Origin of the sequence: Pseudoalteromonas amylolytica (genome assembly GCF_001854605.1) — a bacterium.
Lineage (GTDB): Bacteria > Pseudomonadota > Gammaproteobacteria > Enterobacterales > Alteromonadaceae > Pseudoalteromonas > Pseudoalteromonas amylolytica.
Genome location: NZ_MKJU01000035.1, coordinates 176867 through 195267, shown reverse-complemented (window position 1 = coordinate 195267; position 18401 = coordinate 176867). Strand labels below are relative to the sequence as shown.

The following is an 18401-nucleotide window of genomic DNA, read 5'->3' as shown; positions in this document are numbered from 1 at the left end:
GCTAAGTTTTGGGGAGTGGCGCACACAATGATATGAACCATATGACAACAAAAGGGGCTTTCCCATGCGCAAACTCAAGCAATACTCGTTGCTCGCAACAGCCATAGCTGCGGTTTTGAGTAATCAAGCGATAGCACAAGACGAACAAGCTAAAGAACAAAAAGTCGAAACTATCGTCGTATCTGGTACCGCTGGTGGACGCGGCATCAGAAAAATTGATGCCGGCTTTGCCGTTACCAATATTGACGCGGTTAAAATCGATAAACTCGCACCTAAAAGTACCGCGGACTTACTCAAAGCAGTACCGGGTATTTGGGTAGAAAGCTCAGGCGGTGAGTCTGGTGCGAATGTGTTTGTGCGTGGTTTTCCAGGCGGTGGTGATGCGCCCTTCTTAACGGTAAGTTTGCAAGGCTCCCCGGTTTATCCTGCTCCAACCCTTTCATTTTTAGAAAACTCATCGATTTTTCGCTTAGATGAAACCATCAGTATGATGGAGGCATTACGCGGTGGTCCAAACCCTGTAGTTTCCAATGGTCAACCAGGCTTAACTACCAACTTTCAATTAAAACGCGGTAGTGAAGATACCGAAGGCACGTTTAAATATACCACCAGTGACTATGGCCTTCAGCGTTTAGACGCTGTACTAAGTGGTGAGTTAAGCGATGATTTATATTACATGGTGGGCGGTTACATCAAACGTTCATCAGGCATTCGCGATGCAGGTTTTACCTCTGAGCGAGGCCAACAGTTCACCATCAACCTAACCAAAGAGTTAGACAATGGCGAAATCAATGTTTATACCCGTCAGACTGACGATACGGGCGCTTGGTACTTACCCACTCCCCTTAATGTTGACGGTGTTGATGCTGAATATACGCAACTGGGAACACACAACCGCCAAGCCGTCATTTACGCAGGTAGTGATGATGCAATGGAAATCGACTTGGGTGAAGGGCGTGGTTGGAACGGCCATATTTCCGGCGGTAGCATCAAGTTAGAACTCAAAAATGGCTGGCACTTTATTGACCGCTTTAGCCTCACCCAAGGTGAAGCCAATACCTACGGCCTTGTACCAGCTGGTAGCGCTGAACTGCTTAAAGATGTTGCTGACAATAGACAAGACGCCAAAGGCGCGGTCACAGGCACTATCTATGATGGCGATACCAACGTTCAAAGTATGGGTCGCTGGGTGGTATTAAAAGACATTGAGTCTTTCACCAATGATTTAGCGTTTAGTAAGTCTTTCGACAAATGGGACAGTGCATACGGTGTTTACAGCGCTTCAACCTCTGCTCAAGATTGGTGGAGTCTAGGCAACGCGGCCTACTACGTACTCGAAGCCGGTGGCGAAATGCTTGATGGCATTGAGTGTAATACCAGTGTTGATGGTTGTGCGTGGAACTATGACATAAACAGCACGGGAGATGCTAAAACCTTAGCGTTCTATACTACACAGAGCTACCGCGCAACAGATGCTTTGACGTTAGATATTGGCCTTCGCTCAGAGCGCCACGAAGTAAACTACTCAGTGGATGAAAACCTCAATGGCATTATCGAAAAGTCTGTGGATTACAGCGCTCGCAAGACCTCTTGGACCATAGGTGCCGACTATAAACTGGCTGATGATGTGGGTGTGTTCGCTCGCATCAACAAAGGCTACAAAATGCCTTACTTCGATGACTTTAGAGACAATTATGGTACCTATGAAGCCGGTAATCCATTGATTAAAGAAGTAACTCAAGCAGAACTTGGCTATAAGTACATGGGTGACAATACCGACTTTTTTGCCACACTGTTTAGCAATGAGGTAAAAGGTGACACATTTGTGCGCAGACCGGGCGAGCCGGCTGAAATCTTGACCAATGAAGCGTTAGGCATCGAGTTTGACTATAACTACAACCACGAGTCTGGGTTGTCAGTCAATTTAAACGCCACCGTGCAAGACACTGAAATCACCGAAAGCCCTGATAACGAAGGCAATGAAAGTCAACGCCAGCCTGGTTGGCAAATTCGTGTCACGCCGAGTTATGACTTTGAGTTAGCGGGAATGTTCGCTACTATTTACGGCACCTTCTCAGCAGTAGATGACCGTTATGGCAACAACGAAAACACCGTCGTACTTGAAGGCTATGAAAAGTTTGACTTGGGCTTAATTGTAGAGCCTGCAGAAGGTTTGAAACTACAAATCGCAGCCGATAACTTAACTGACGAACAAGGTATTACTGAAGGTGACCCACGTAATGTTGATGCGCCTAACGGCCGCTACATCATGCCTCGCAGCATCAAGTTTAGCGTCAGCTATAGCTTTTAACTAACCTCCCTCCTTGGATCACAAGCCCAGTTTCCCATACTGGGCTTTTTTATTCCCTGCACACGATAGCACCTAACTATAGTCCGTGCTGTAGCCCAAGCCTACTGTTATGAAATCAAGGCAGTCTAAGGGAGCTTACTGGTATATTTGGAGTGTGAGAATCAATGTACCAAGCAAATAAATACCATTTTATTTTCATAATAGTGAACTTTCAGGCGAGAACGTTCGTAAGTCTGGCTATGGATGATAATTAGTCATCCTTTTTAACCCACTAGACAGGATGAATATAATGAAAAAGTTTATAGTAAGCGCTAGTCTACTGCTACTGGTGGCATGTAGTGATAGTGACGATGATAACACGGTAACACAGCCAACACCTCCAACACCAACGCCAGAGTTTTCAGCGACTAAAACCTTCGAGCTGACCTTAAGTGGTAAGCAAGAAGTGCCCATGAATACCTCCATGCAAACTGCAACCACAACCGTTGAACTAGATGAAAATCTAATGCAGTTTAGAGCAACATTGGACTACAGCGATGTAGAAGGTTTTAGTGCTGCGCATATTCATGATGGTGACTTAGGTGAAAATGGCGATGTTGCTTTCGCATTCGAAGCAACTAGTGAAACGCTAGCCAGTATTGAGATAACTGATCTCACCGAGTCACTCATGGCCGACATGTTAGATGGCGATTGGTACATTAATCTGCACACACAAACCTTCCCAGGTGGTGAGTTACGCGCACAAATTGTGCCAGACACCACCAGCATAATCACCTTTGAACTCAATGGTTCACAACAAGTACCAATGAACCAATCAAGTGCTATGGGCGATGGTTACGCCTCCTACGATAGCACTGATGGAGAGCTTTACCTGCGAGTAGTTACATCTGGAGTTGATGATGCAACCGCAGCACATATCCACACCGGCAGAATAGGTGCCAATGGCGACGTATTGGTGGTACTTGAGCAAGACGATGAAATCATGACTGACTGGGTAACGCCAGAGGGCACCATGATTGACGAAGCAACGCTCAATGTACTGCTTTCAGGCGGACATTATGTCAATGTCCACACACCCGCGATGCCTGACGGTGAGATCCGAGGCCAAATTTTAACTGACAATTACGCGGTTGCCACCTTTGGTTTATCAGGAAAACAAGAAGTACCCGCAGCCGATACCATGGCATCAGGTGACGGCTACGCGTTAGTTAACACTGATGATTACAGCGTTGAGCTACGTGTTGTGACCTCTGGCGTAGTAGACGCCACTGCCGCACATATTCACACTGGGCGAATTGGCACCAATGGCGATGTGTTAGTGGCCCTTGAGCAAAGCAACGATGATATGAATGTGTGGATGACGCCACAAAACACCATGATAGATGCGAATATTTTCGCGGTACTCGCCTCTGGCGGACACTATGTTAATGTGCATACGCCTGCCGTGCCAAGCGGTGAGCTGCGCGGGCAAATCTTGACGGACAACTTTGCCCTTGCAACATTTAAGCTCTCCGGCGCGCAAGAAGTTCCTGCTGTGTCGACTACCGCCTCGGGCGATGGCTACGCACTCGTAAATACCCATGATTATGGTGTAGAGCTACGGGTAGTGACCTCTGGTGTAGCAGACGCCACTGCCGCGCATATTCACACGGGTCGTATTGGCGCCAATGGTGACGTATTAGTGGCCCTTGAGCAAAGTGCAGACGATATGAACGTATGGATGACACCGCAAAACACCATGATAGATGCGGATATTTTCGCGATACTCGCCTCTGGCGGACACTATGTTAATGTGCATACGCCTGCCATGCCAAGCGGTGAGCTGCGCGGGCAAATCTTGACGGACAACTTTGCCCTGGCAACATTTAAGCTCTCCGGCGCGCAAGAGGTTCCTGCTGTATCGACTGCGGCCTCGGGCGATGGCTACGCGCTGGTGAACACCCATGATTATGGCGTTGAGCTACGAGTAGTGACCTCTGGTGTAGCAGACGCAACCGCGGCTCACATTCATACCGGACGCATTGGTACCAATGGCGATGTATTAGTAGCCCTTGAACAAAGCACCGACGACATGAACGTGTGGATGACACCTCAAAACACCATGATTGATGCAGATACTTTCGCGATACTGGCCTCAGGCGGTCACTATGTTAATGTACACACGCCTGCGGTTCCTAGCGGAGAAATTCGTGGACAAATCCTAACGGGAAACTATACCTTGGTCGCCTTTTCACTCAGTGGCGATCAGGAAGTACCAGCAGTGACCACCGCGGCTTCAGGTAGTGGTTATGCCCTAGTTAATACCAATGACTTTGCTTTAGAACTACAAGTTCTCACATCTGGTGTTGCTGATGCGACTGCCGCACATATTCACACCGGTGCGATAGGCGTCAACGGTCCAGTGCTGCTGGCACTTGAGCAAGATGAAAGCGATGCAAACCGTTGGATGGCACCAGCTGATGCAGCACTGACGGCTGAAATTTTTGCTGTCCTTACAAGCGGTGGACACTACGTAAACGTCCATACACCTGCACACACAAGTGGTGAAATACGCGGACAAATTCAGTAACCCCATATGATAGGCCCGCACTCTGCGGGCCTATCATTTTGACAAGTTACATTTAAATTCTGCTACCTAAGCGTCATGATTTCTATTACACTCAAAGTTTAATTTTTACCATTTAATGTTCATGGACTTAACCACCCTTTTTAGTATTGATCCACTACGCTGGCCGGATATTGGTGCAGCGATTCTCGCAGGTGCAATTATTGGATTAGAGCGTCAATTGCGCGGAAAACCCGTTGGGATAAGGACGTCAGCCTTAATAGTCTTAGGTACTTACACCTTCATTATGCTCTCAATGCAGGTAAACAATGATGTGGCAGACCCATCAAGGATCATCGGTCAGGTTGTTACAGGAATTGGCTTTTTGGGCGCAGGTGTGATGCTATCAAAAGAGGGGGTTGTTGTGGGCGTGACCTCTGCCGCTGCAATCTGGATGCTAGCCGCCATTGGTATTTGTGTCGCGGTAGCTGGCCCTTTAATTGCTATAAAAATGGCGGTGATTGTGGTGGGTATCTTGTATGGGGTAGACTTATTGGAGTCGAGCTTTACTAATCTGACTCGTGGTGTTCATGGTAAATACACGGGTTGGAAAACCAGAGTTAAAAAAGATGCCAAATAGCACACGTTTACAAGATGCTAATTTAACCCCAGGCCAGGTGGCTAAACGTAGTGATGTCAAAGTCTCTACTTTACACTTTTATGAGCAAAAAGGTCTTATTCGCAGTTGGCGAAATAGCGGTAATCAACGCCGCTATAAGCCCGATGTACTAAGACGAATTGCGGTGATAAAAGCCGCACAAAAAATGGGCGTCACCCTTGAGGAAATAAAACAAACTCTCAGCACCTTGCCAGATAGCCGCACACCAACCAAAAAAGATTGGGAGAAACTATCGAGCGCTTGGCAGCAACAACTCGATGAGAAAATTGCCTACATGCAAAGGGTAAGAAACCAAGTTGAAGGATGTATTGGCTGCGGGTGTTTATCCATGAAGAGTTGTCCAATGTATAACCCTGATGACGTACTTGGCGAAACAGGCAGTGGCGCTTTGCTGTTGGGTAAAGATTGGTAAACACCTTTGAATAATTGAGTTGTTCGCACCACTGGGCTGTGGGTTATTCAGGTTTAGGTCAGTGTTTACGCTTATAATCCCCGCTCTTTTCGTTTTCTATTATGCTTATGACTACAATAAGCGCAACTTATATCAACTATGAATACGCTGTTAGAATTTCTTAAAAACCGTAACTGGATGTTGTGGGCGCTCATTTTAGGTGTCGCGACGGGTCTTATTTTTGGTGAACGGGTGGCATTTTTACAGCCACTTGGTGCTGGCTTTGTAAAGCTGATGCAGATCACCATATTCCCATATATCGTGGTCAGCCTTATCGTGGGTTTGGGTAAGTTTAATCCCGATCAAGTACGCAGCATTTTACTTAAAGCCGCCACGGTGATGGTGTGCTTGTGGGGAGTTGGCCTGTTCGCTATTTGGTGCTTTACCTTTACGTTGCCTCAACATGATGCGGGGACATTCTTCTCCCCTGCACTGATTGCCCCCGCAAACAATATTGATTTTGCGCAGCAGTATATTCCTGCAAACCCCTTTGCATCACTGGCAGAAGGGAATGTGCCTGCCATCGTGATCTTTTGTATTGCTCTGGGTATGGCACTGATTGCCAACAAGCGTAAAAATACCGTGTTGGAATTTCTGGATGTTATCGGCCAAGGTCTCACCGTTATTTCGAAAAAGGTGATTTCAATCTTTCCGATCGGAATTTTTGCAATGACAGCCAGTACCGCAGGTACACTAAGTATTGAACAGCTAAATAACCTACAAGTTTATTGGGTGTTGGTTCTGTGCTTAGGGATGTATTTAATGCTGGTGTTATTACCTATGCTAGTTGCCGCACTGACCCCTATCAAATACCGCGCTTTGATTTTAGTAATGCGTAACGCTTGGATAACTGCATTTAGTACCGGCAACGTGTTTATTGTACTGCCAGTTATCACCGAAGGTATAAAAGAGCACATGCGCAGTATCAAAAAAGCCGATGAGCAAGCAGATCATATTGCCGAAGTACTGGTTCCCATCGCCTACACTTTCCCAAGCCTTGGCAAGCTCACTACACTTATTTTTGTGATGTTTGCAGGCTGGCTTACTGGCAATCCAATTAGCCTAACAGATATACCCAATGTCACGCTTTCTGCCATGTTGAGCTACTTTGCGAATGTGCACTTAGCCATTCCATTTATGCTGGACAGTTTAAAAATTCCAGCGGATAGCTACCAGCTTTACCTATCAATGTCAGTTTTAACGGCCAAGGTGGTTTCACCTACCACTGTGGTTTATATTTTTGCTTTTGTGTTCTTGAGTATCTTCTATTGCCGCAAGCAATTACATCTAAAGCGGCTTCGTTCGGTTTACTATCTAACTTTGTTTAGTGCGCTATTGCCTGCATTTATGCTAGCAAGCTTCACATTAAACAGCTATCTCGCCAAAAACTCCCAAGCCGCAGATGAAGTGATAGCCAACATGGTCATTGCCGATAAGGTCCCTGCGCATGTTTTGGGGTACGTCCCCAAAGCCTATCAAAGTGGTGAACTGTCATTAACGAATATTGATGTGGTTAAAAAACGCAACCTGCTAAGAGTCGGCTATCTAATTGATAACGTGCCATTTAGCTACTTTAACCAAAAAAATGAACTGGTAGGTTTTGATATCAGTCTCGCGCACCGTTTGGCGTCTGATCTTAATGTAAGTGTTGAATTTATCCCGTTCAAAAAGCATCAGCTTAATGAGTACCTCAATAAAGGCTTTTTTGATGTAGCCATGTCAGGCCTTGAGATAAATGTGGCCGATTTGACGAAGGTTCGCTTTAGTGATCAAGTATTGCAGTTGCAACTTGCCCTGCTCGCTAAAGACCACCAGTTAGACAGGTTTACAACTTTAAAAGATATCGCCAAGCAACCACTGACTATTGCACATGTTGAGTATGCCCCCTTATTACATCAGGTCGCCAGAGGCTACCCCAACGTAGCATTTAAACAACTACCAAATTTAAAGGCATACTTTGGTGACCCAGATAAATATGATGCACTGGTGATAAGTGCCGAAGCGGGTTTTGCTTGGAGCATGTTTTATCCTGAATTCGGCGTGGTAGTACCACAAGGAGAGGTCAGTAAATACCCAACTGGGTTTGCAGTTGCAAAACGCAATTACGACCTATTGAACTACCTCAATGCTTGGTTGGATATCCAACATGCAAATGGTCAAATTGACGCCAATTATCGTTATTGGATTTTAGGTCAAGGTAGCCAAAAAACCGTTAAACGCTGGTCACTCATTGATGAATATGCACCTGAGTTATTGAATTAGAAGCCGATAACTCAGCCACACCAATATGGCCGTTTGCGCAAAGCTCAATAACAAAAGCTTTGCGTTGAACTGCCACTTCTGGCATTTATGACGAAGGTATTTTTGTGCAATAAACATTGTCATATTGCCAGCAAGCGATGATAAGGCTAACAATTTAACTTCACTAATACGCCTGTGTGCTGCGATGGCACGTTGTTTATCTGACCAAAATATCAATAAAAACAATATATTTATAATCACATAATAAGCGACGATAGCGAGTGTATAGCGCACATCGCTGTGGGTTAAAAAAATGGCTAGAACCGCAATAAGCAACCAAGCACACACCGACAGCCCATATGACAGCCCTAAACAAGCTAAATTAAGCGAATAAGCAGGCAAAACACACTCAAAAGTATTTAATTTATTTGATTTTATCTTAAAAAGCAGGTGTTCAGGTATACAAAAATATCGCTATTGCCAGTCACATTCTTTAACGGCATCAAACCACGGTTCTTCAAACGATTTTTTCATAGGGATCAAAGGATGTGTAACCTCAACCACCAGCTTTGGTGCTAAATACTTATGTACCCATGCTCGTACTGTATCACTTTCTAACTCATCATAGGCTACTTTTAAAGCAAGCTTTACTTTATCATCGGGCGCCTTGCCTTGTAATTGCTCAAACCTTGCCTGCAACCAAGACAATAGAGCCTGTTTTGATTCGTTGGGAAAAATTGAGGTCAGCCTAGAGGTGGGGCCAATCAAACGCTGGTAATTCATTGTTTGCTCTTTAATTAAAAACACAAATAATAGATTAATACCGGCTGAGATCTTACCTGAGCGTTTATCCAGCTCCTGATAATCAGTTAGAGCCTGGCGAAATAAACGCTCCGCTTCATCAACTTTTCCCTCGTCCAACGCCAAAGCCCCTAGGTTATTCTCAATCATTGCCAGTACTGGGGTTTGTTGTAATTGCTCAGCAAGCGTGCGAGAGCGCGCATATAAAGCCCGCGCTTTTGAGTGATTTCTCTGCTCTCTCGCAACCAAGGCCAAGCTGTTAGTTAACGTCAAACGCTGTCGATCATTTTGTGCGTACTTATATGAACAATCCAAACTGATTTGTGCATCCTGGTAATATTGAGATCGGCGTAACCAGATACCCAGCGCACTTAAAATTGACGTAATTTGGTTTCGAAAGTACGGGCTTTGACTGACAGAAAACACAGCTTCAAGAGACTCAATCAAGCGCGGCATTTGATTGGTGGGCACAGAGGCTCGCATAGCGAGGAGGTGCCAGCGTACAAACAATTCCTCGGGAAGCGTATCTGGCTTTGCCATGTTTTCGAGCAGTAAAATAGAGTGAGCCGGATTAACTGTCAGATAATCTTCCGCCTCATTCAATGTATCGATAGGATCTGCCACCTGAGCACCAAGCCCCAAGCTGCAACACAGCATCCAAACTAGTAACAGTACTCGCAATATACTCTCACCGCTTTGCTCTTCTTAGAATTTAACTCTAGTTGCTAAAAACTAAATATTCAAAGCATCTTGAGACTCAGCACTATGGTTGCGTGTGTGTGGCTTGGCGAACTTCATTAACTAATAACAATATTTTTGCCGCTGCTCGGGCATCTTCAAGCGCTCGGTGGTGCTGTTTTAATTCAATATCCAAAGCAGCGCATAGTTTTCCTAACGAGTAAGAGTCATGTCCGGGTAAATATTTTCTCGCCAATTGTACTGTGCACAGTTTAGGTTGACTAAAAACACGACCGACTCGTTGAAACTCCTGCTTTAAAAAGCCCATATCAAAATTCACATTGTGAGCAACAAAAATAGCCTGGTCACATAGCGAAGCAACTTTATCGGCCACCTCTGAGAACTCGAGGGCATCTGCAACCATCTGATTATCTATCCCCGTCAGCTGAGTAATATATTTTGGAATAGTGCGCTTTGGATTGACTAAGCTTTGCCAAGTGGCAACGATTTCACCTCTTTCAATACGCACGAGGGCTATTTCGGTAATGCGATCAAACTGACTCTTACCTCCCGTCGTTTCAATATCAACTACCACATAGGTTTGATTTGGGTCAAACTGCCAACGGGTTCGCTGTATTGTTACGTCGAAACCACACTTTGTCAGGCGGTTAATGGTCACCAATTGATTACGTCTGAGCGAGTCTCCCGGTGCCTTTATTTCTTCAAAGCGTAGGCTATTGCCCTCACGTACCATAAGGTCGGGGTATCCATCCTTTAAGTTCTTAAAATCTTGACTCATAGCACGTAGCAAAGAAACTAAAGAGCTTAAAGGAGCAAACTCTGCTAACACAAGCAATGCGTCTATTAAGTCATCATGCCATAAAAACAATGCATTCTGCTTTTTAAAACAATAGCTCAGCTGTTTTAACAACCAGCTTTTTAAACATGGTGCTTGATTAATTTGTTGCAGCTTGTTTTCAATGTCCTCTGCTAACACTGCATAAAAGCGATTAAATTTAAGTAGCTGCGGGTAGCGCTCAAACTCATTGGCGGCCATAGATAATTCATGTTCATAGAGTTCCTGCCAAAAAACAACACCAAACAATGCCAGCCACAGCTGATTTTCTGTATGCCAACTCTTAACGCTCTGGCGCGCATAGAAGGCGATTACACCTTGTTCTGTATTACCTTTGTAGGCTTCATCTAGGGTAATTTCATCACGACTTTCACGCAATAAATCCGTTAATATCGAGGTGCGTTTTTGCTGAAACTTTCTTAGCAGGAAATCTTTAGCGAATAGTAATAGTGATTCATCATTAGGCCTTGCCAGAATATCTTCAAGCAACGTACGACAGTGCTCACGATCACCGATAGAGAATATCAAGCGAATACGCTTTTCTTGCGCTTTGCTACTCGTACATCGTGCTAGCAATCGCACCGCTTGTTGTGGCATGTGTTTTTCTATCAAGCAGGCTAGCTTATAAAACAGTTTATCGCGACGATGGCTAGCCTGTTCCTGCAATTCAAAATCATGGTTAAGGTCAAGCACATAAGTTGATAGTGCATGTGCATCGTCAAGGCTAATATTGTGTAAAGATTGATAAAGTTGTGCATATTCATAGGCACACTGTGCTTGTTGATAGTCACTAAAGTAACTGGCGGGATTAACATCACTGTGGGTCTTCATCACTCCTAAATCTCGCATAGAAAACTGCGACAAATTCGTCTCAAGGCGATTAAAAAACAAGAACAACAGATAATCAAACAATGGAGCAATCGTTACACATAAATATCGTTTTATTACAATATGTTGCTCAACATGAGTAAAGTCAATATGCTGACGAGCGAAATCCAGCCATAGCGCTTTTTTAGCGCTGCGTGCGGGATAGTGACTCAACTGCACATCTTGGCAGAGATCTTGTAATTCAGTTTTGGTGAGGATCTGTAACCAAGCTTGATAGTCCTGCGCAGCAACATCACCAATCAACTGCTTGTCACGCAACCCAGTCAATGCCAGCTCTAAATTATCGATCTCGGCGTAATTGAGTGAGTCATATGTAACAAACTTGGATTTCCTATTTAACAGGCGAACCAATATGCAGCGCTCGTGCTCTGCGAGCGCTTCTATAAGCGCCAACATATGCTTATCTTGCGCCGACAATAAGTGACCGTTGCTGAGTTTAATAAACCCTACAAACTCATGATAATGATCCAGATAATATTTTTCAGGAAGTTGTTTTTGCACGCCTACACCGGCACTGTTTTTTTGTACAGTATTACATATCTCATCTCATGGAGCCAGTGCCCATGCTAGTTTTGTTTATGTGGTAACCATTGTAAGAGTTTATCGACTAACACAGTCTGAGCAATAGGTTTGGCAATATAGTCGTCCATGCCTGCTTCAAGACATTTGGCTTTATCTCCTACCATCGCATTTGCCGTCATGGCGATGATAGTAATCTTGGCGTAATACTCTCCAGCTTCACCGCTTCTTATTAATTTAGTTGTCTCATACCCATCCAGCTCAGGCATCTGGCAATCCATTAGCAATAATGTGTAACAGTCCTCTTCTAGGCGCTGCTCTAGTAGGCTAAGTACTTCTTTTCCATCTGCGGCCACATCCACAATCTTAAAGCCGATTTTCTTCAACATACTGGTTGCAACGATTTGATTTACTTGATTATCTTCTGCTAGCAAAATGCGGATAGACTCATACCACTTAATACCATCACTAGTCAATTGCTGATGGTGCTTTTCTCCTTTAATGTAGCGACTTATTGCTGGATTCTTAGCGCCGCTTTCCTGTTCACATTCATTTAAAACCGCCAAAGCAGTAATAAGATCCGACGTAGTAGCAGGTTTAGGAAAATACGTTGCAAACCCCAACTTAGCAAGGTGACCTGCCTCCCACTGAAACCCCATTGGCGTCATCATAATAAGTTTCATGGTGTCATACTTTGCTTGTTCACGAATCGCTTTGCCGAGTTCCTTGCCGTCCATTTCAGGCATTTGCATATCTATAAAGGCAATGTCAAAGCATGATTGCTGTGCTTGAGTGAACTCATGACATTGTGTGAGTGCTTGCTGAGCAGACGATACACCTCGCACTTTTGCTCCCCAATGTTCAAGTTGCTTGGTGAGTACAGCTCGGTTGGTATCATTGTTATCAACGACTAACACGTGTTTGTCTGACATTGTACAATGGGGTTTAACGACCACAGAGCCGCTACTCTTGCGCATCAACACATTAAAACTAAACTGACTGCCTTGGCCTGATTCACTCTGTACCTGTACGCTGCCGCTCATTAATTCGCATAGTTTCTTAACTATCGCCAGCCCTAGCCCTGTCCCACCATATTTGCGTGTGGTTGATGCATCGACCTGTGTAAATGACTGAAATAGTTTGCCTTGCTCATTCTTTGCGATGCCAATGCCGGTATCTTTCACAACACACTCAAATCGCCAATGATGCTCGTCATGCTCTTTTAAGTTCGCGCAGACTGCCACCTCTCCCTCATTGGTGAACTTAATAGCATTGCCTACTAGATTGGTCAGGATCTGCCTTAAACGACCAGGATCCCCCCTGACTAAAGATTCATTCACAAACGTGGTATCAAGTATCAACTCTAACCCTTTATTTTGAGCCTGAATTGCTACCGACTCCGCAAAGTCCCCCAACATGCTTCTTAGGTCATATTCCAGCTCTTCGAGCTCAAGTTTGCCCGCATCCACCTTTGAGAAGTCCAATATGTCATTTATCAGTGATAATAAAGATGTTGCACTATTTAAGGCTATGTTCGCCCTGTGATGTTGTTCCTCGTTTAATTCACTATTTAAAAGCAAATTAAGCATACCGAGTACACCGTTCATCGGTGTCCTTATCTCATGACTCATTGATGCTAAAAACTCACTTTTAACTAAACTAGCCTGCTCAGCCGCTACTTTGGCCTCTTGTAACGCTTCTCTAGAGTTAACCCAATCAGTTATATCTTGTTGAATACCTACATACGCTTTTAGCACTCCAGCTTTATCAAACACAGGTGATAACTCCAAACTGTTCCAAAATGCTTCACCATTGCATTTGTAATTGATTAATTTTGCTGAAAACTTTTTTCTCGCGTTCAAGGCGTCACGCATCTGGACAACCACCTCTTGGGATGTGTCTTTACCTTGTAAAAAACGACAATTCATCCCTAATACTCTTTTGTCATAGCCCGTTATTTCACAAAATGCTCGGTTTATAAATACCAATGGGAAATCAGGCTGTGTTGCATCTGAAATGGATATACCCACAGTGCATGACTCAATGGCCTCTGCAAGCATATCGTTATGTTCTTTAGCGCTTTTTAAAGCGCTATGATATACCTTTTGTTCAGTGATATCTGTCAGCGACCCTGCCATCCTAATTGCTCGGCCACTTTTGTCTTTTAATGCAACACCTTTGGCGCGAAAAAAGCGAACTTCCCCACCATAAACACGTACTCTTAATTCAACATCAAAAGGCTTGCTGTACTTGAAGTGATAATGCAGTTGCTCCTGTAACAGTAACAGGTCTTTTTTGTGGAGGTGAGACGCAAACGCTTTCAAATCGTTAGGAAAACTATCGGTGTCATCCTTGTCGTAACCAAGCAGCTCCCTAAATCTAGGCGCAAAGTATATATGTTGCTTTTCTAGATCCCAATCCCACAAACCGTCATGGCTGCCACGAATGGCCAGCTTATATCGAGCTTCATTCGCCTTAGCTTGCTGCTCTGACTTTTCTAAACGACGATATGGGTTAAGTAATAATTGGCGGCCAAATAGTAGCAGCAATCCTGCCGAAAGAGTTAAGCTTATTGTGATTCCCCAAGCGATATCGCCCTGAAATGAGGAGACTTTATCCTCTAACCAACTGGTTTTAATCAGGTACTCGTAGGCTATTCCCGTCGTGCCTATCTCGTCAGTTTTGATGCTCATGTAGTGACTGTCTAAGTCTGAGTTATTAAAGGTAAACCACTTTCCTTCGAGTACAATCGCCGTATTGTCATCTTTTAAGGTGTCAGTCAATAAGGCATTTAAGCTGGTACTAAATTGAGCAACTAGCGCACCTTCAACAAAGCCATTGTAATGAATCGGCACTGCAATTTTAACATGTTCTTTTTCTTTAACTTTATCCAGTAAAATTGCTGTTTTTATTTCCGAATTCAACACCTGTTGTAACCACGGTAAATGTGGGCTGGTTGTTAGCACACTCGCATGGCTGTTATATACTTCCTCGCCAAGCATGTTCACAATTATTAGATGCTCTTTATGGCCTAACAGATGGTAAGCCGTCAGAAAATCTGACAATGAAGCTTGCGAGTACTCTCCTCCCATTACCCCCTGAATAATAACCGGATGACGCACGAGGTCTCGCAATATTTGCTGTCTTGTTTCAAGAAACTGTTGCAAATAGTTTTTGGTAAGATCCGCTTGTACTCTACTGGTGTTAGTTTGCAGTTCAGTCACAGAATCACTAGCGCGTTGACCAACTAAGAAAACACTAATTAGTACCGATAAAATCAAGCTCATCACAAGAAATGCGTAAAACGCATTATCAGATGATAATCTTAGTAACCTAGTCACTGGTTGCTTCATTCCCTATCACCTTTTTCGCTCCTTTTGGCAGTAATGTAACTCCGCCATCGAGATCGTATTTAGCCATGCAAAAGTCATCCTGACCCAGCGCTTCATGCGCATCTTGATTGGTCGTTGACCAAACTGAAAACGGCCTTTGATAAGTTTTTAGCAAACCAACTACAGAGCCGTCCAAGTGCTCTAACGCAGCTCGAAGCTGTGCTCTATTACTCTTCATATCATCACTGAGCGTGATCTGCCCAAGCCCTTGGAGTAGTAACCTTCCTAAGTCATAGCTATGGATAAAGCCTGTGGGTGCGGCTAATTGTTCGGGGTGAACTAATTGCTCAGGGAATTGATTTTTGGCTAAATCTACAGCCTCTTTGGCCAATGTATGGTGCCGATAATCCCTCAATGAAAAGCAGCTTTGGATAAAGTGTAATACCAAACCATTGTTGAGCGACTCTTTCACGGCGGGATAAAATGCGCCACCCGTGATCCCCCAATGGCTAATTATAGGTAACCTATCCTGATTTTTTAAGCTAGCCATCGCGTTGACAAAATGCTTGCCCTCAGGAGCATTTCCAACAAATACAATACAATCAGTATCACTTGTCACAATATCACGGATGATAATTTTAGCGCTGGCATACTGGGTATTCCAATTAAACCACGTCACGCCAGCTATTGGAGTATCTCCCATCGCAGTACGCATGGTTTTTTCATTGGATTTGCCCCATGGGGTATTTTCAAGTAATAGATGTATGTTCTCGCAGCGTAAGCTTTGCTGTGCATGTTCGACCAAGGTGTACCCAGCTTTGCTATCGTCTACAGACAGTCTAAAAACCCAATTCTGTGCGTCAGGGTAACGCGTTATCGGACCACCAGCGGCCCATGGTATCAGCAATAACACGCCGCTCTCATTGATAAATTTCCGATATTTAATGTAAGGTGGAGAGTGTAAACCACCCAATACTGCCAGTGCATCCGGATCGTTTAAATATTGTCGTATGTGTAAAAAGCTGCGATTACTGTTGCCACGATTATCTTTTTCTATTAATTGCAACTCATACCCTTGCACTTGATTATTGACCTCGGCAAAAGCAGTTACTAAGCCCATTTTCATGGCAAGCGCTGAAGCGTGATGATTTGAATAATCCGAGTCATGATAGATTTTAAGTATTCGAGGAGCCTCTCTTGCAACGCTCGTAAAGCAAATAAATAAGCAACTGCACATCAACCAATTACAAAGTCTCATAGTACACAAATTAAGGTTTTTAATGGCTTAAAAATAGCGCATATTCAGCAAACTTGTAGTAGTTACATATCAATAACCAAGGTATTACTCTAATTACTATCCAAACTATCACTATGCTAAACCAGCTTTTTTGGAAAAAATCTGTTAAGACACGCTGTTGATATTATATTAACATGTAAACATTGTGTTTAATTTAGCTGGTCCTTAATGTTACGTCGTCTGTTTTTGTTATTGGTGTTAAATCATGGCTCTCTGTGGGCCGATGTGTGCCAACCTCAAGGGAATACTAATGTCACAGGAGACATTTTGACCTGTAAACGAATGATTCAAACACTGCCGCCAAAAAGCGACAGTGTATTTAGGGCATCACTTGAGCTGGTTGAACTATATCGAAAAGCAGGAGATTTAAAGCTTGCCAACCAAGTGCTAGACACCTTACTTGAACAAGACTTAACTAATATTCAAAAATACAATGTTATACGGCAAAAAGGCATTAATGCTTACCGCCAGCGCAATTATATTCAAGCTCTTGAGTACTTTCATAATGCCCAGCTTATTGCTGGGCAGCTCGATGATCTTAGTCTCAGCGGCAAGTCAGCTAACGACCTTGCTAATGTTTATCAAGCACTGGGAGATTTAGATACCGCCCTGACACTATTCTTACAAAGCTACCAACTGGCTAAACAACTAAACGACACAGGCCGACAAGCTATTACATTGAATAATCTAGGAAATGTCTCACGAGATATTAATCAGCTAGATGATGCCATACTCTCCTTTCGTCAGGCCCATGTTTTACACCAACAAGCCGGTGACATTACAAAAGCAAACCACTCTTTGTTAAGCCTCGGAGAAGTTTTAATGAAGAAACGGCAGTTTGAAAAAGCACAAACGCTCATTTATGACCTCGTTGCGCCTCTCAACGAAAGTGGCTCACATGCGCAAGTTTCCAGAGCGTACTTACTATTGGCAGAAATTGCCATCGCACAAAATGACACTGTTCAGGCCACCCAATGGTTAAACGCACAAAAACACACGCGCCAGTTAATTCAAAGCAGTAATACAGATCAACGCGCTTTGCTAATTGAGGCTAAACTGAAGCAGCTTGAAGGAGACCACAATGGCGCACAGATTATTCTACAACAAGGCCTTAATGCCCACGACCAACAAAATAGTCAATTGACTGAACTGTTCTACATCGCGTTGATACAATCTCAGCAGCAGACACAACGCTACCGAAATGCTGTCGACACATTACAAAATTACGTTAATATGCTCAAAAATAGTCGTTCTCAAAGTGAGAGCCTCTATCAGTTTCGCCTGCAAAGGGCCAACGTACTTAATACAACTTCGTCATCATCAAACCACGATTCGATGATCACCTTGGTATGCCTCGCTTTCATTGCTGGTGTGTTGATAACGACAGTGTATTTCAAACGTCGAGTGACAAATTCATCATCATCGAGTACCGATACAGTTGTAGTCAACGCAAACTCGAAACATTTGGATGACGAGCAATGCCGTATATTAATGGTGGAAATTATGACGCTTGCTTTGAGTATTTGGGAGCAAAGTATTGGCCAATCAAGAATAGAATTGGCAGAACAAAGCAAAGTATGGAAAGTAAATATTGACGATGGTCGACTGAGAGTAAGGACCTTTGAGCGCTATCTAAGTATTAAAACACTACCCAAAAAGCCCCGTTGGCGAAACATTATTGCAACCGCAAATCACGTCATACAACATTGCGATACCGACCACCCACAACTAAAAGACTTGCAAAACAAAGTAAGTCAATTAGAAGAAATTGCCCTTATTAGCGGCTAATGATACATAAAAGGG

At 43.9% G+C, this 18401-nt stretch carries 11 protein-coding genes; 6 read left to right on the top strand and 5 right to left on the bottom strand.

What is annotated here, in order from left to right:
• The first annotated feature begins 64 nt into the window (after positions 1 to 64).
• The 5 genes from BET10_RS20085 to BET10_RS20065 all read left to right on the top strand — a co-directional run bounded on the left by BET10_RS20085 (position 65) and on the right by BET10_RS20065 (position 8248).
• Positions 65 to 2311: a TonB-dependent receptor gene (locus BET10_RS20085; protein WP_070987732.1), complete on the top strand. Its 2247-nt coding sequence runs from the start codon at positions 65 to 67 to the stop codon at positions 2309 to 2311.
• A 289-nt stretch (positions 2312 to 2600) separates the two neighbouring features.
• On the top strand, positions 2601 to 4880 hold the full coding sequence (locus tag BET10_RS20080; RefSeq protein ID WP_205987558.1) for a CHRD domain-containing protein: 2280 nt from the start codon (positions 2601 to 2603) through the stop codon (positions 4878 to 4880).
• 121 nt (positions 4881 to 5001) lie between these two features.
• Positions 5002 to 5496, top strand: coding sequence for an MgtC/SapB family protein (locus tag BET10_RS20075; RefSeq protein ID WP_070987730.1), 495 nt, complete (start codon positions 5002 to 5004; stop codon positions 5494 to 5496).
• Positions 5486 to 5947, top strand: coding sequence for a redox-sensitive transcriptional activator SoxR (gene soxR / locus BET10_RS20070; protein ID WP_070987728.1), 462 nt, complete (start codon positions 5486 to 5488; stop codon positions 5945 to 5947). Before BET10_RS20075 ends, soxR begins: the two co-directional genes overlap by 11 nt.
• A 138-nt stretch (positions 5948 to 6085) precedes the next feature.
• A complete protein-coding gene (locus BET10_RS20065) occupies positions 6086 to 8248 on the top strand; it encodes a cation:dicarboxylate symporter family transporter (protein ID WP_070987726.1) in 2163 nt (720 codons plus the stop codon).
• On the opposite strand, the gene BET10_RS22095 is transcribed toward BET10_RS20065, so the two are convergent.
• The 5 genes from BET10_RS22095 to BET10_RS20040 all read right to left on the bottom strand — a co-directional run bounded on the left by BET10_RS22095 (position 8237) and on the right by BET10_RS20040 (position 16538).
• Positions 8237 to 8488 carry a DUF1294 domain-containing protein gene (locus tag BET10_RS22095; RefSeq protein ID WP_420820133.1) on the bottom strand — a complete coding sequence of 84 codons (252 nt, stop codon included), beginning with the start codon at positions 8486 to 8488 and terminating at the stop codon, positions 8237 to 8239. The genes BET10_RS20065 and BET10_RS22095 overlap by 12 nt on opposite strands.
• A gap of 213 nt (positions 8489 to 8701) precedes the next feature.
• Positions 8702 to 9652, bottom strand: a complete 951-nt coding sequence (locus tag BET10_RS20055; protein ID WP_237126004.1) for a tetratricopeptide repeat protein — start codon at positions 9650 to 9652, stop codon at positions 8702 to 8704.
• Positions 9653 to 9791: 139 nt separating this feature from the next.
• On the bottom strand, positions 9792 to 11951 hold the full coding sequence (locus BET10_RS20050) for an exonuclease domain-containing protein (RefSeq protein WP_070987724.1): 2160 nt from the start codon (positions 11949 to 11951) through the stop codon (positions 9792 to 9794).
• Between the two features lie 65 nt (positions 11952 to 12016).
• Positions 12017 to 15322 (bottom strand): PAS domain-containing hybrid sensor histidine kinase/response regulator, encoded by a 3306-nt coding sequence (locus tag BET10_RS20045; RefSeq protein ID WP_070987722.1) that lies wholly within the window; start codon positions 15320 to 15322, stop codon positions 12017 to 12019.
• Entirely contained in the window at positions 15303 to 16538 is a 1236-nt protein-coding gene (locus tag BET10_RS20040; RefSeq protein ID WP_420820132.1) for an ABC transporter substrate-binding protein, read from the bottom strand. The genes BET10_RS20045 and BET10_RS20040 overlap by 20 nt, the downstream gene beginning before the upstream one ends.
• A 228-nt stretch (positions 16539 to 16766) precedes the next feature.
• Between BET10_RS20040 and BET10_RS20035 the strand changes: the two genes are divergently transcribed.
• Entirely contained in the window at positions 16767 to 18386 is a 1620-nt protein-coding gene (locus tag BET10_RS20035) for a tetratricopeptide repeat protein (RefSeq protein ID WP_070987718.1), read from the top strand.
• The last annotated feature ends 15 nt before the right edge of the window (positions 18387 to 18401 follow it).

Coding starts and splice junctions, on each gene's coding strand:
- BET10_RS20085 (WP_070987732.1), top strand. CDS start 65: ATGCGCAAACTCAAGCAATACTCGTTGCTCGCAACAGCCATAGCTGCG.
- BET10_RS20075 (WP_070987730.1), top strand. CDS start 5,002: ATGGACTTAACCACCCTTTTTAGTATTGATCCACTACGCTGGCCGGAT.
- BET10_RS20045 (WP_070987722.1), bottom strand. CDS start 15,322: ATGAAGCAACCAGTGACTAGGTTACTAAGATTATCATCTGATAATGCG.
- BET10_RS20065 (WP_070987726.1), top strand. CDS start 6,086: ATGAATACGCTGTTAGAATTTCTTAAAAACCGTAACTGGATGTTGTGG.
- BET10_RS20035 (WP_070987718.1), top strand. CDS start 16,767: ATGTTACGTCGTCTGTTTTTGTTATTGGTGTTAAATCATGGCTCTCTG.
- soxR (WP_070987728.1), top strand. CDS start 5,486: ATGCCAAATAGCACACGTTTACAAGATGCTAATTTAACCCCAGGCCAG.
- BET10_RS20040 (WP_420820132.1), bottom strand. CDS start 16,538: ATGTGCAGTTGCTTATTTATTTGCTTTACGAGCGTTGCAAGAGAGGCT.
- BET10_RS20080 (WP_205987558.1), top strand. CDS start 2,601: ATGAAAAAGTTTATAGTAAGCGCTAGTCTACTGCTACTGGTGGCATGT.